The following is a 14,191-nucleotide window of genomic DNA, read 5'->3' as shown; positions in this document are numbered from 1 at the left end:
CACCATCAGGCGGATTGCGCAGCTTCTGCCATCATTTGCGGGTGAACAATGCAGCTGAATGCATCATCCCCGGATAAACGTTGTGCCGAAAAAGAAATCAGCACTTTTTTTACAGGCCATGTCCGGTTTCCGCTCGTCAGTTGTACCTCATCCGGCTTGTACGCTAAAAGAAGCGATTGTTTCCCGACTGTTTTTGCCGGGATGAACCGGACGCGGCCGGCCCATTCGTCAGGAAGTGTAGCACTTCCGTCCAAAAGACGGGTCGCATCTTCCGCAAGCACCGCAATTTCTTCGGGGAGATGCTCACGGACGGGCAGGATGGAAAGGATCATCACTGGCAGCTTTGTCAGCGGATCATATAACTGGTTGCCGCTATCCACCAGCCCTTTTACTGTAAAATCACTTTCCACGATGCGAATATAAACATCGACAAGCTGGTCATACTTGATTTTCGCCATTTCAAGCCCCTGAATCCGGTTCTTTGAAAACAGCCATGCCGCCGGAAGACCGAGCGCAACAAACGCCCAGCTGACCGGGTCGCCAAATCCCCCCGCCGCAGCTTTAAGCATTTTCACCTGCATGTCGAAGTGAAAGCTTAAAAAGTAGTGGGCCCCCATTAAAATGCCGCCCATCAGAAACGTGGCAAAATAAAAGGTTAGGAGATTTGAAAAAAAATAGCGCCACCGCTTATAGCCGAAAACTGCAAATACCATGATGCCGGAAAAAAGCAGCTTTACAACCGGGTTACCGGCATAATAAGAAAGCTGCGGCATAAAGCCCATGATGATGATCGCTGAACCGATGAGCCCGCCTGCAAGAATCCGGAGCAGGCGGGCCGGCCGTTTTAAGGCAATGCTTGTCAGCCACAACAGCAGGCTGTCGGCAAGAAAATTCAAAAGCCAGATGGCATCCATATATACAACCAAACGCATCCCCCCTGTCTCCGCCTCAAATGAATCCGCAGCCGTCCCGCCAAAACGACGGCCGCTTTTGCCCGGGCCGCGTGCCCGAGGCTGCGGAATGCTTGCCGCAATGCATCCTGTGCCGGTTTTCGTATACTAACCCGGTAACGTTGTTGAAAGGTACATCGACTAAGGCTTTACCCGGTGATTGTTGCTGAAAGGTGCATCTGCTGCGGCTTTAAGAACGCCAATCCGGTGAATGAACATAGTGCAAACCAATTTCCGGCTTCCAGGCGAACTCTTTTGCCGATTGCTGCTTCTGTCCTTTTGATTAGATTTATGGCTAGTATAACGCACGCGGAGCATTAAAGTGTGTCAGTTTCTGCTGGCAAAAAAACAGAACTTTTCATTTTTTTAGCCGAAAAGTGTCAAGCATGCTTGCTCGATTCTGTTGTCACACCGATATGCATCCGAAAAAAACCCCGACTGGATATACAGACAACATCTCGCAAATTCAAAACAACTTAGCAACATAAACATAGCTGCGGTGCTCTCAATATGCAGACGACATCTCGCCAATCCAAAACGGGTTTAAAAAGTGTTTTCAAACGCAAAAAAGCCCGTCTTTGCTTTCAGACAATGGCCTGGAAAGCAGAGACGGGCTCTTTCATTATTTTCTTCTGTTCCGGTTTCGCAAAAAAGTCGGAATATCAAGTGTATCTTCACTGTACTGAACGGCGCGTTGCGGTTCAGACTGGGGTTCTTCACGCTTTGTTTCGCGTTTTGCCTGTTGGTTCAAGGCCGGCCTTGATTGTCCGAGCGACGGGCGCTGCTTGCTCTGGGTCTGCGCTTCTTCATTAAAGCCGGTTGCAATGACCGTAACCACGATTTCGTCCTTCAGGCTTTCATTGATAACGGACCCGAAAATCATATTGACTTCCTGGTCTGATGCGGAGGCGACAATATCGGCCGCTTCCTGCACTTCATACAAACTTAAATTTGCGCTGCCGGTAATGTTCATCAGCACGCCTTGTGCACCGTCAATAGACGTTTCAAGCAGCGGCGACGAAATGGCTTTTTTTGCCGCCTCTGTCGCACGATTTTCCCCGGAAGCGATCCCGATTCCCATCAATGCTGAACCTTTATTGGTCATAATTGTTTTGACATCCGCAAAATCCAGGTTGATCAGGCCCGGTACCGCGATCAGGTCGGAAATCCCTTGTACGCCCTGGCGCAGCACATTATCCGCTTCCCGGAATGCTTCTAGCATCGGTGTGCTTTTATCGACAATTTCCAGCAGGCGGTCATTCGGGATCACGATCAGCGTATCGACCGCTTCTTTCATGGCACTGATGCCGCCGGCCGCCTGGTTTGCCCGTTTGCGGCCTTCGAATGTGAACGGCCTTGTAACCACACCGACCGTCAGCGCCCCGAGTTCCTTTGCGATATGGGCAATGACCGGCGCCGCCCCTGTTCCGGTGCCGCCGCCCATCCCGGCTGTCACGAACACCATATCCGCACCCTTTAACGCTTCTTCAATTTGTTCTTTGCTTTCTTCGGCCGCTTTCCGCCCGACTTCCGGATTTGCGCCGGCACCGAGGCCACGCGTTAATTTTGCGCCAATTTGCATTTTAATTTCAGCTTTGGAAAGGTTTAATGCCTGGGCATCCGTGTTTACGGCAATAAATTCAACGCCCTGCAGATCATGTTCAATCATACGGTTCACGGCATTGTTGCCGCCGCCGCCAACGCCGATAACTTTTATCGTTGCCAAAGCGTCTACATTGGTATCGAACTCTAACATTCACTAATCCTCCTAATTCGTATTGCGTATCTTATCCCGGTCCTGCTGCCGGACGGGCTCCGGTTTTTTCGCACATGATGCCGGCAGGCTATTCGAAAAACAAACCAAAGAATTTTTTCATTTTCGATGACATTTTTTCTTCCTGACCGGAAGCTTGTTTTGGTTTGGACTGCGGCTTTTTCGCCGGTTTCGGTTCCGCATACTCCATTCCGGCTGCCACCAGGCGGGAGCTGACATTTTTCCCTTCCAGCCGCGCATTTTTCGCAGCGTACTGGATCAGGCCGACCGCCGTCGTATATTGCGGCTCACGGACACCGATATAATCCGGAATGGCAACTCTTACGCGGTTTTGAAAGACCGTTTCTGCAAGCTCCGGTACACCGGGCATATTTGCAGTGCCCCCTGTCAGCACAATCCCGCCCGGCAAATCATGGACGCCGATCTTCCTCAGTTCCTGCTGGATAAACAAAAAGATTTCTTCTAATCTAGCTTCTATAATATCAGAAATTTGTAATTGGTTAAATTGTTCTTTTTGTTCACTGCCGATGATCTGTACATCAAAAACATCGTCTTCGAGCGCATCCTGGCTGAACGCGTGCCCGTGCTTCAGTTTGATTTTTTCCGCATCTTCCGTTGAAGCCCTTAGACAGATGGACAAATCTTTTGTGATATGGTCCCCGCCGACGGGCAGCACGCTCGTTGTCCGGATATGGCCGTTTTCAAAAACAGCCAGCGTCGTCGACCCGCCGCCGATGTCAACGAGTGCCGTCCCGAGTTCCATTTCATCTTTTGACAGCGCAATGGCACCGGCTGCAAGCGGCATGAGAACAATTTCCGCGATGGTCAGGCCGGCCTTTTCAACACAGCGCAATGTATTATGTAAGATCGTTTTGGAAGTCGTGACAATGATGCCTTCCATTTCCAATCTGACACCGATCATCCCGCGAGGATCATGTATTTCATCCAAACCGTCCACAATGAATTGTTTCGGAATGACATTCACAATCTCTCTTTCGGGAGGAATAGAAAGCACTTGCGCCGCATCCATCACTCTTTGTACATCCACGTCCGTAATTTCCCGGTTCTCGCTCTGGACCGCCACCACCCCGTGGCACGGCTGCAGCATCACATGATTGCTGGCAATGCCGACGATCACGTGGTCAATTTTCATGCCGACCATTCTTTCCGCTTGTTCAATTGCCCGCCTGATGGACAGGACGGTTTCATCTATATCTACAATCGATCCTTTTTTAATGCCTTCGGACCTGACATTGCCAACCCCAATAATATTTAATGAATCATTGCCCATTTCGGCAATGATGACTTTCGTGGCAGATGTACCGATGTCAAGACTCACATATATTTCACTGCTGTTCATACTGCGGCACCTCCCTTTGCCTTTCGATCAAACGCAATCCGCCTATGTTAAAGCGCCATTTTTCCCAATTCGTCTCTTCTGAGGCGGGCTCTTTTTGCCGTTCCGTCCGTGAGTCCGCCAGAAGCCTCCATTCAAAAAGGTGATTATAAACAAAGTATTCTGCGTCATAATCAAATTCCCTTTTTTTCAATCGGACTTTTTTCATTTTCTTTTGGTGATCAAAATATTTCCAGTCTCAAAATATAGCAATTCCTAAAATTTGGTTTCATCATAAGTCTACACTAAGATGGACACGGAGAAAAGCGAAATTTTTTCATGTCTACTTCGAATCGTAAGCTTTAAAATACGAACCGACTTCGAGGTCAATCACACCTTTTTTCTTCGGGTCAAGCTGACTGATGATCGAAGGGTAATGCGCCATCTTTTCTGCGAACGACGGAATGCTTGCGCGCACTTCAAAACCGTTATTCATGTACAGGGTGACAAGGTCACGGTCAACGTTTGAAGGGGTATAGCGGACTTCCGAAATGGCATTTGTGATCGAATCCGGCAATTTTTGCATCTGGCGGATCATTTCATGCAAATGCGTATCCTGTTTGAAACCGGTAAATATCAGGCTTGCGGCCGGAATTTCTTTCACCGTTCTTTTGACGACCGAACCGTTATCCAAAACCGGCAAAAAACCGCCTTTCTGCTGTAAATACCCGATTTTTTGATGCTCTTTCACTTTTATGTAAAGCGTATTCGGCAAGGAAATGCCCACTTTCACCGAATCAACTTCAGGGATGGATGCGATTCTTTTCCGGACTGCGTCTTTACGGATATTCCATATATTCTCACCCGTGGCAATGCCGCTTTTTTTCAAAATGTACGGCTTGCTGACCGCCTCATTTCCCTCTATCTGAATGCGGTGGACGCGGCTCAGCGGGGACTCGAGGTAGATGATCAGCATCACCAGCATAAAAAAAACCGTCAGCAGCATGATGAGCCGCCGGTTCGTTTTTCGGCGGCGCTGCTGCTTTAATTTCGGGATCCGGTCTTCCAGCGAAACGATGTTTTTGTCAGACCGCGCCATTTTGTTCCTCCCTTTTTTATTTGCCGCATCACGATTTGGCTTTTGCGGCCAGATTTTCCATCACTTCATAAAGCCGCCATGAAGCGTCACGAATACCGAGCTTGCGGGCGGCCGCCTGCATTTTCTCCATCTGTTCCCGATCCAGCAAAATTTTATCAATCAAGGATACGAGCTTTGCGGAAGATAAATCTTTTTCAAGCAGCATAAAAGCTGCGCCGTTTTCCACGAGTGTTTTCGCGTTTTTTTCCTGGTGATTGTTTGTCACATAAGGGCTCGGGATTAAGATACTTGGCAAACCGAGCGCCGTCAGTTCGGCCAATGTGGTTGCCCCTGCCCTTGAGACGACAAGATCCACCGCTCGCAACACTTCCGGCATATTGTGGATAAACGGTACCACCTTGATATTTCCTTTTTCGCCGATCAATGCAATTTCTTTTTTGACGGCCTCATAATGCACATCCCCTGTCGCATAAATGACCTGGTAATTTTTTTGTGCAAAATTGGAAAAAGATTTCACAACCGCTTCATTAATCGGGCGTGCCCCGCGGCTCCCGCCGAAAATGAGAACGGTTGGAAGCGTTGTTTTCAGGTTGAAACCGGAAAGGACGCCGCGCCTTTTGTCCCCGATCACTTCCGATGCGCGCGGATTGCCGGTCAGCACCACTTTTTTCTCATCAAAAAAAGATTTTGCAGATTCAAAGCAAATGGCCACTTTGTCAACGTACCGGCTTAAAAATTTATTCGTCAGCCCCGGCACGCTGTTTTGTTCGTGAATGATGGTCGGGATGTGCAGTTTGGCGGCAGCGTAGACAACCGGACCGCATACATACCCGCCTGTTCCGATGACCACATCCGGCTTGAATTCGCGGATGATTTTTTTGCACCGGCTTACCCCTTTTAGAAAGCGGACAACCGTTTTGACATTTTCAAACGAAAGGGAGCGTTTAAACCCCGTAATATGAATCGATTTGAACGGAATGTTTTCCCGCGGCACAAGCCGGGATTCGAGCCCTTTTTCCGTGCCAATATACAAACATTCCGTGTCAGGATGTTTCTGTTTGATCGTTCTGATCAATGCCAGGGCCGGATAAATATGCCCGCCTGTTCCGCCCCCGCTGACAATGATTTTCATGTTTTTCCACCTCAGGACGCCGTGCTGGGTTGCACGGGTATCAATATATGATGTTTGAAACATTCATTTTTCTATATTACTATATTTTAAACGACAATGGGTGCACAGTAAAACGATTATTACCAAAATGTTAACTTGTTGTCAAACGAAAAAAGAACCCCTTTATGAGGTTCTCCTTCCGTTACAGCCGGGAATGGCGGCTGATGTTTAAGAGCACGCCGACTGCGACAAGCATCAACGTCAAAGAAGAGCCGCCGTAACTGATGAACGGAAGCGTAATGCCTGTAACCGGGATCAGGCCGATGACAACGCTGATATTGATCATCACCTGGATCGCGATCATGGAAATAATGCCGACTGCGAGCAGGCTTCCGTACAGATCGGGTGCGCCAAGTGCGATCCGGATGCCGCGCCAGAGCAATAGCGCAAACAAAATCAGGACAAAAGTCCCGCCGATAAAACCGAGCTCCTCGGAAAGAATGGCAAAGATAAAATCATTTTGCGGTTCCGGCAGATAGTGGAATTTTTGTTTGCTCTCCCCAAGCCCCATGCCGAACAGGCCGCCTGGACCGATCGCAAGGAGCGACTGGATAATTTGAAATCCTTTCCCCTGCGGATCGGACCAGGGGTCAAGGAAAGAGGTGATCCGTGCGATCCGGTATGGAGCCGATAAAACAAGAGCGACAAAACCGCCCACACCAAGGAGCCCGAGCATGACAAAATGGGCAATGCGGGCGCCGGAGACAAAAATCATGATGATGCATGTCCCAAGCATCACCGTTCCCGTTCCAAGGTCCGGCTGCAGCATAATCATCCCGAAAGCAACAAAAACGAGCGCCAGCGCCGGGAGCATGCCTTTTTTAAAAGTCGTAATGTATTTCTGGTTCTCCGATAAAAATTTTGCCAAATACGCGATCAGCGCCATTTTAATGAATTCGGAAGGCTGGATGGAAAATGCGCCGACCCCGATCCAGCTCCGCGACCCGTTCCGTTCAAGCCCGATGCCGGGAATCAAAACAAGGACGAGCAGCACAAAACAGATGATCAGGATGGTTTTCGCCCATGCCCGCCACGTCCAGTAATCAATGCGCATCACGAAAAACATCGCTGCCACGCCGAGCCCGGCAAAAAGCAGCTGCCGCTTCAAAAAATAAAATGCATCGTTAAATTTGTATTCCGCCACGATCTCGCTCGCGCTGAACACCATCAGAAGCCCGGTTGCAAGCAGCGCCAGGGTCACAATGATTAATAAAAAATCGGGATTCGTTTTTTTCGACGGCATCCGCGCCCACCCCAGAAAAGATTTAGAGCTTCCCGCAAAAACCGGCAACCCGCGCCGGCCAAAAACGGTCCAAGCCCTTATCTTAACTTATGCACGGCGTCGATGAAAATATCACCACGAATTTCAAAAGATTTGTACTGGTCCCAGCTGGCGCATGCCGGCGACAGCAAAATGCAATCGCCCGGTTCGGATAATGCCCATGCGGCCGGGACTGCTTCTTCCACGTTTTCCACCGTGCGGATGACCGGAATGCCTGCTTTTTTCGCGGTGCTTTCCAGTTTCGGCGCGGTTTCCCCGAAAGTAATCAATGCTTTGACATATTTCAAAGCCGGGATCAGTTCATCAAAGCCATTGCCACGGTCAAGCCCGCCGGCAAGCAGAATGACCGGCTGATGAAAAGCGGCGAGTGCGGCTTTGCAGGCCAGGATATTGGTCGCTTTTGAATCGTTGTAAAATTTCCGTCCTTTGATTTCTCCGATATATTGCGTCCGGTGCTTGACGCCTTTAAACGTTCCGAGCACCCCGCGGATGGCATCATTACTTGCTCCCATCAGCTTGGCAGCGGCGACAGCGGCTAAAATATTTTCCAGATTATGGTCTCCCGGCAGCACAATGTCAGCGCGGTCCATGATTTTTTCGCCTTTCCACATGATGCTGCCGTCTTTTACCGATGCGCCGTCTTCAACATATTCCTTCGTTGAAAAAGGAATAATTTTTGCTTTCGTGAAGGAGACCAGATCCCACAGTTCCGGCTGGGCATGGTTCAGAATCAGGAAATCATCCTCTGTCTGGTTTCGGGTAATATTTGATTTTGCTTTTGCATAAGCTTCTTTTGTCCCGTGATAATCGAGATGGGCTTCATAAATATTCGTGATAATGGCAATATGCGGCCTGAATGTTTGCACGCCCATCAGCTGGAAAGAAGACAACTCCACCACCATCTGCTGGTCCGCGCGTGCTCTTTGCGCCACCGTGGAGGCCACTTTGCCAATATTTCCGGCAATTAACGGATCAAGATGCGGATCCGCCTGGAAAATTTCATAAATCAACGTGGTAGTCGTCGTTTTCCCGTTCGTTCCCGTAATGCCGACCATCGGGCATTCTGCAATTTTATAAGCCAGCTCGATTTCGGTAATGACCGGGATCCCTTTTTCAATCGCCCCCGCAACAAGCGGGTTCGAATAAGGGATGCCCGGATTTTTCACAATCAGTTCAAAGCCTTCATCCAATAGTTCAATTGGATGGCTGCCACAAATGACTTTAATCCCCTGTTCCAAAAGCCCCTGCGCCTCCGGGTTCTCTTCAAGCGGTTTATAATCATTCACCGTCACAAACGCCCCGAGCCGGTGCAACAGGGAGGCCGCGCTCACCCCGCTTTTCGCCAGCCCGAGTACCAATACTTTTTTATGTTCATATTCCGTGATATTTTTCATGTTACATCCACACCTCGATATAAATTCCTAAAATCGCACACAAAAGGCCTACCGCCCAGAACGTCACGACAACACGCCATTCCGACCAGCCCGAAAGCTCATAATGGTGGTGCAGCGGGCTCATCCTAAAAATTCTTTTTCCTGTTGTCTTAAATGATATCACTTGGAGAATGACAGACAAAGTCTCAATGACAAAAACGCCGCCAATCACAATTAAAAGAATCTCAAGATTGGTCAGAATTGAAATGGCGGCAATCGCTCCGCCCAATGCAAGTGAGCCGGTGTCCCCCATGAAAACTTTTGCCGGATGGGCATTAAAGACGAGAAAACCGAGCACGGCCCCGACAACGGCAACCGAAAACAGGGCGACATCCGCCTGTGACTGGTTCCATGCCAAAACGGCGAATGCCCCGAAAGCAATCGCTGCCGTCCCGGATACAAGGCCGTCAAGCCCATCCGTCAGATTGACCGCATTGGAAAACCCGACAAGCCAGAGAAGAATGATAACAAAGTAAAACCAGCCGAAATCGACCGATTTGTCCGTAAACGGAATCGAGACTTCCGAAGATAAATGGAAGTGGCGGAAAACGACATAAAAAATGATGGCAACGAGAATCTGGCCGAGCAGTTTCTGCTTTGATGTAAGGCCAAGATTCCGCTTCATCACCACTTTAATAAAGTCGTCCAAAAATCCGAGCAGCCCGAATCCGATCGTCACAAGCAGCAAAAGGTAAATTCTTACAGTCGGTTCTGCGAATTTACCGGCCATGATCAGTGTGGATGCAATGATCGATACCAAAATAATCAAGCCGCCCATTGTCGGCGTCCCGGATTTTTTCTGGTGCGATTTCGGGCCTTCTTCCCGGATGCTCTGGCCGAATTTCAATCTCCTTAAAAAAGGGATAAAAACGGGCGAAAGCAGCACGGAAATCAAAAAAGCCATCAGTGTTGTAAAAAAAATCACTTGCTCGATCATGCTTTTTCCCTCCCGTGGCGCCTGCATGCACAAAGCAGCCGCTTCCTGTTTTCCGCATCCGCCAAATCATATGTATGAGGGTTTTTTTCCCGCAATTCCGGTCCGTAAAAAATAAAAGTTGTCTTCATATCCAAATCCTTGCTTTCCATTTTTTTTAGATAAAACTGTACCAGTTGTGTAAAAGCAACAGAAACATCCTCTGCCATAAACAGCGGAAAATCATTCGGTATATAGCGGGGCACGGGCGCATCGTTTTTCCAAAGCGCCGCGATTGCCCCGTGTGCAATTGCCCGGTTAATGTCCGGTTCAGAAAAAGGGACGTATAATCCCTTTGGCTGGTTTACATCCGCAAACACGCTGACTGTGGCAAATTCGAGCGCCATCTCCATGCCGCGGCCCAAACTGAAAAGGTGGGCTGTATCCCCGAATGATAACATATGCTTCACCGCTCCTTTATCATTTCCAGTGCAACTTCCCTGTCATCAAAATGATGCACTTCATTTCCAATGATTTGATACGTTTCATGGCCTTTTCCGGCAATCAGGACAACATCCCCCGCCTCTGCACGGAAAATGGCTGTTTTGATTGCTTCCCTCCGGTCGGGGATGCATTCATATTGCTCACCTTCTACCCCTTTTTCCATCTCGCGCAAAATGGCAAGCGGATCTTCACTGCGCGGATTATCCGATGTAAAAATCGGATAATCCGCATATTTGCAAGCAATTTGCGCCATCACCGGCCGCTTTGTTTTATCGCGGTCGCCGCCGCAGCCGACAACGACAAAGATTTTTTTGCGGGCAAACTGCCGGATCGTTTTCAGGACATTTTCCAGACTGTCGGGCGTGTGCGCGTAATCGACAATCACGGAAAAATCCTGGCCGCCGTTTACGAGTTCAAACCGGCCGCGTACGCCTTCCATCGCTTCCGCCGTTTTAATGACCGAATCAAGCGGCACCCCGGAAACAACTCCGGCTGCGATCGCTGCAAGCATATTATAGACGCTGAACTTCCCGGCGAGCTTGAGGTGGACTTCCCGTTTTTCAAAAGGCGTCACAAGCGTGAATGTTGTCCCGCGGGCGTGCATGTCAATGTTTTCGGCCATAAAATCCGCATCATGGTCGATTCCGTACGTAATAACAGGCACTGCGGTTACTTGTTCAAATTCTTTTGATGCGGCGTCATCTGCATTTAAGATGGCATATTTCGGCTTATCTTGCGGGCAGGAGTTCCCGAGCTGCGAAAACAATAAACTTTTGGCGCGCCGGTATTCCGCCATCGTTTTATGGTAATCGAGATGATCCTGCGTGAGATTTGTAAAAACGGCAATATCATAGTCGCAGCCGTGCACCCGGCCTTCAACAAGCGAATGCGAAGAAACTTCCATCACACAATCGGTGACACCGCGCGCGTTCATTTCATGGAATGTTTTTTGCAATGTCAGACTGTCCGGCGTTGTGTTTTTCGTTTCCAGTGTTTCATCGCCGATTTTCATATACATCGTGCCAATCAGGCCGGTCGTTCTGCCTGCATCCCGGTATATTTTTTCGATAATATGGCTCGTTGTTGTTTTTCCGTTTGTGCCGGTAATGCCGACAAGACGAAACTTGCGGGACGGCTGCCCGTAAAACCGGTCTGCAAGGAGCGCCATTGCCCGTTTTGTATTGCGGACGATAATAACCGGTATATCCACATCGACCGGCTTTTCGGCTAAAATGGCTGCTGCACCCCGTTTGGCCGCATCAACGGCAAACTTATGCCCGTCAACCGTATAGCCTTTGATACAAATAAACAGACTGTTTTTCGTGACAAGCCGGTTATCCTGGACAAGTTCCGTAATTTCCGGATTCACTGCAGGCATTTTCACAAATGGTAATGCCTCTAACAATGTATGTAACTTCATTTTGCTTCCAACCCTTCCTGTTCCAAACCCTTGTTGCTGCATCTTCTTTGTGTATACATGTAAATACAGTCCTTTTCTATTGTACAAAAAAAACGGCCATTAAGCTATGAAGTCCTGTTGATTTTTAAAATGTACGCCGAAAGAGCTTGTTTATGCCTCTTGAAACAAAAACACGGGCGGCCGGACATACGGCGCCGCCCTGTTTTTCTGCATGCAAATTCCGGATTGTTGAGCCTGGCGGGGCCCATTCCGGAATTGGTGAATCTATTTTACTGCATGTAAACCCGGATCGTTGAGCCCTCTTCCACTTTCACGCCTGCTTCAGGGGACTGCCGGATCACCTTGTTTCCGGATCCGCTGACATCAAGTTTGAGATTATATTGATCGTTCATCATCTCTTTTTTCGTCTCTCCGATTAAATTCGGCACTTTTACCGTTGGCGTTTCAAAATAACTTTTTTCTTTTTCCGCCTGGTTTTTCACCGGCTTGACGCCCATGGCACGCAGGCTGTCGCCGATGATCGTGCCCGCGATCGGGGCTGCCACCTGGCCGCCGAATTGGATCGTATTTTTCGGATTATCGACCGCCAAGTAGACGACGATTTTCGGATCATTGGCCGGGGCGAAACCGATAAAGGATAAAACATAATTGTTTTCGAGATAGCGGCCGTTTTTGGCTTTTTGCGCCGTCCCGGTTTTCCCGCCGACCGGATAACCGTCCACATAAGCATTTTTTCCGCTCCCTTGTGTGACAACTGTTTCAAGCGCATGGCGGATTTGTTTCGATGTGTTTTCCGAGATCACCCTTCTTTTGGCAACCGGGTTTTTCCGCATGACCGTTTCCCCTGTTTTAGGGTCAACGAGTTCCTTTGCAATATACGGTTTGTAAAGAATCCCGCCGTTTACGGCAGCCGAGACCGCTGCCACCTGCTGGATCGGCGTAACAGAAACCCCCTGCCCGAAAGCCGTTGTCGCCAGTTCAACCGGCCCGACGCGGTCAAGGTTGAACAAAATGCCGGAAGCTTCGCCGGATAGATCCACACCGGTTTTTGTGCCAAACCCGAAATTGCGGATGTATTTGAATAATGTATTTTTTCCGATCCTTTCGCCAAGTTCGACAAAGCCCGGGTTGCATGAATTTTGGACGACTTCAAGGAACGTTTCGCTGCCGTGCCCGCCCCTTTTCCAGCAGTGCAGCGTCGAGCCTCCGACTTCAACCGCGCCGGAATCGTAAAATTTGTCTTTTGTCAAATTCACTTTCTTTTCTTCAAGGGCGGCGGCAAGTGTGATAATTTTAAATGTCGAGCCCGGTTCGTATGTGCTCCAGATCGGCAGGTTCCGGTTATACACTTCCTGTGGCACATTTCTATAATTGTCAGGCGTATAGCTCGGCCTGCTGGACATCCCGAGAATTTCCCCGGTGCCCGGGTCCATGGCGATCGCAATCAGCCCGTCCGGATGATATTTTTTTTCAGCATTATCGAGTTCACGTTCAATAACCGTCTGGACTTTTGTATCAACCGTTAGTTTCAGGTCAAGCCCGTTTTTTGGCGGTTCATATTCATCTGCCATATCCTTCATCTTTTTCTTCCCTTTTGCGTCCGTATAAAACTCGACTGCCCCTTTTTTTCCGCTCAGCGCATCATCATAATACAGTTCGAGCCCGGTCAGCCCCTGATTGTCGGCACCAGTGAATCCGAGTACATGCGAAAGGTAACGGCCGAACGGATAATACCGCTTGGAATCTTCCGCGATATAGACCCCTGAAAGCCCAAGGCGGCGTACGGCATTTGCCTTTTCATTGCTGATTTTCCGCCCTTCTTTTATTCTGACAATCGATCTGACCTGTGTAATTTCTTTATAAAGCTTTTCTTTGTCTGCATCAAGGGCGTCCCCCAGTTTTTCAGCCGTTTTTGCCGGATCCTTGACCTGCCTCGGAATGATAAAAATCGTCGGGGCACTTTGGTTGGAGGCGATCGGCACACCGTTTCTGTCTTCGATTTTTCCCCGCTCCCCTTCAAAAGGGATGCTTCTGCTCCATAGCGCTTTTGCCCTGTTCGTCAGCATATCCCCGAGCCCGAACTGGACATAGCCGAGCCGCACATCTATAATGCTGAAAATGACAATCCCGCAAAGCAATATAAAAACAAGCCGCTTTCTCACCGTAACATTGGATACACGTTTCACGAGCGCGCCTCCTTCATTTAAATCTCAAAGCAGCAGATTCCTGGGTAGGAAAGATGAAAGATTTCAGCCTTCTCTTGGTTTCCTTTAACCCTGAAAAATCCGCTCCGGGCGCATAAAATGCCC

The 14,191-nt window shown here is 49.1% G+C and carries 11 protein-coding genes; all 11 read right to left on the bottom strand.

Features of this window, described 5'->3' with window-relative positions:
* Nucleotides 1-5: 5 nt before the first annotated feature.
* Nucleotides 6-932, bottom strand: a complete 927-nt coding sequence (gene spoIIGA, locus P9687_RS11490; RefSeq protein WP_168985977.1) for a sigma-E processing peptidase SpoIIGA — start codon at nucleotides 930-932, stop codon at nucleotides 6-8.
* Between the two features lie 640 nt (nucleotides 933-1,572).
* Nucleotides 1,573-2,706, bottom strand: a complete 1,134-nt coding sequence (ftsZ, locus tag P9687_RS11485; RefSeq protein WP_014095557.1) for a cell division protein FtsZ — start codon at nucleotides 2,704-2,706, stop codon at nucleotides 1,573-1,575.
* An 88-nt stretch (nucleotides 2,707-2,794) separates the two neighbouring features.
* On the bottom strand, nucleotides 2,795-4,084 hold the full coding sequence (gene ftsA, locus P9687_RS11480) for a cell division protein FtsA (protein ID WP_035189211.1): 1,290 nt from the start codon (nucleotides 4,082-4,084) through the stop codon (nucleotides 2,795-2,797).
* Nucleotides 4,085-4,403: 319 nt separating this feature from the next.
* A complete protein-coding gene (locus tag P9687_RS11475; RefSeq protein WP_014095559.1) occupies nucleotides 4,404-5,159 on the bottom strand; it encodes a cell division protein FtsQ/DivIB in 756 nt (251 codons plus the stop codon).
* A 28-nt stretch (nucleotides 5,160-5,187) separates the two neighbouring features.
* The gene (gene murG / locus P9687_RS11470) at nucleotides 5,188-6,291 is read right to left on the bottom strand and encodes an undecaprenyldiphospho-muramoylpentapeptide beta-N-acetylglucosaminyltransferase (RefSeq protein WP_014095560.1); all 1,104 of its coding nucleotides are present in this window, start codon (nucleotides 6,289-6,291) and stop codon (nucleotides 5,188-5,190) included.
* 181 nt (nucleotides 6,292-6,472) lie between these two features.
* A complete protein-coding gene (gene spoVE / locus P9687_RS11465; RefSeq protein WP_026684687.1) occupies nucleotides 6,473-7,573 on the bottom strand; it encodes a stage V sporulation protein E in 1,101 nt (366 codons plus the stop codon).
* Nucleotides 7,574-7,650: 77 nt separating this feature from the next.
* Nucleotides 7,651-9,006 (bottom strand): UDP-N-acetylmuramoyl-L-alanine--D-glutamate ligase, encoded by a 1,356-nt coding sequence (murD, locus tag P9687_RS11460; RefSeq protein WP_026684688.1) that lies wholly within the window; start codon nucleotides 9,004-9,006, stop codon nucleotides 7,651-7,653.
* Between the two features lies 1 nt (nucleotide 9,007).
* Complete coding sequence (gene mraY / locus P9687_RS11455) at nucleotides 9,008-9,982, bottom strand: phospho-N-acetylmuramoyl-pentapeptide-transferase (RefSeq protein ID WP_014095563.1); 975 nt, start codon at nucleotides 9,980-9,982, stop codon at nucleotides 9,008-9,010.
* Nucleotides 9,979-10,419 (bottom strand): hypothetical protein, encoded by a 441-nt coding sequence (locus P9687_RS11450; RefSeq protein WP_026684689.1) that lies wholly within the window; start codon nucleotides 10,417-10,419, stop codon nucleotides 9,979-9,981. The genes mraY and P9687_RS11450 overlap by 4 nt, the downstream gene beginning before the upstream one ends.
* 5 nt (nucleotides 10,420-10,424) lie before the next feature.
* Nucleotides 10,425-11,882: a UDP-N-acetylmuramoyl-L-alanyl-D-glutamate--2,6-diaminopimelate ligase gene (locus P9687_RS11445; RefSeq protein WP_035189208.1), complete on the bottom strand. Its 1,458-nt coding sequence runs from the start codon at nucleotides 11,880-11,882 to the stop codon at nucleotides 10,425-10,427.
* A 269-nt stretch (nucleotides 11,883-12,151) separates the two neighbouring features.
* Nucleotides 12,152-14,068 (bottom strand): stage V sporulation protein D, encoded by a 1,917-nt coding sequence (locus tag P9687_RS11440; protein WP_035189206.1) that lies wholly within the window; start codon nucleotides 14,066-14,068, stop codon nucleotides 12,152-12,154.
* Nucleotides 14,069-14,191 lie beyond the last annotated feature (123 nt).

It is taken from the genome of Weizmannia sp. CD-2023, from assembly GCF_036225245.1.
GTDB classification, from domain to species: Bacteria; Bacillota; Bacilli; order Bacillales; family Bacillaceae_C; genus Weizmannia; species Weizmannia faecalis.
The sequence above is the reverse complement of the archived record's forward strand: the minus strand, read 5'-3'. Positions and strand labels throughout refer to the sequence as shown.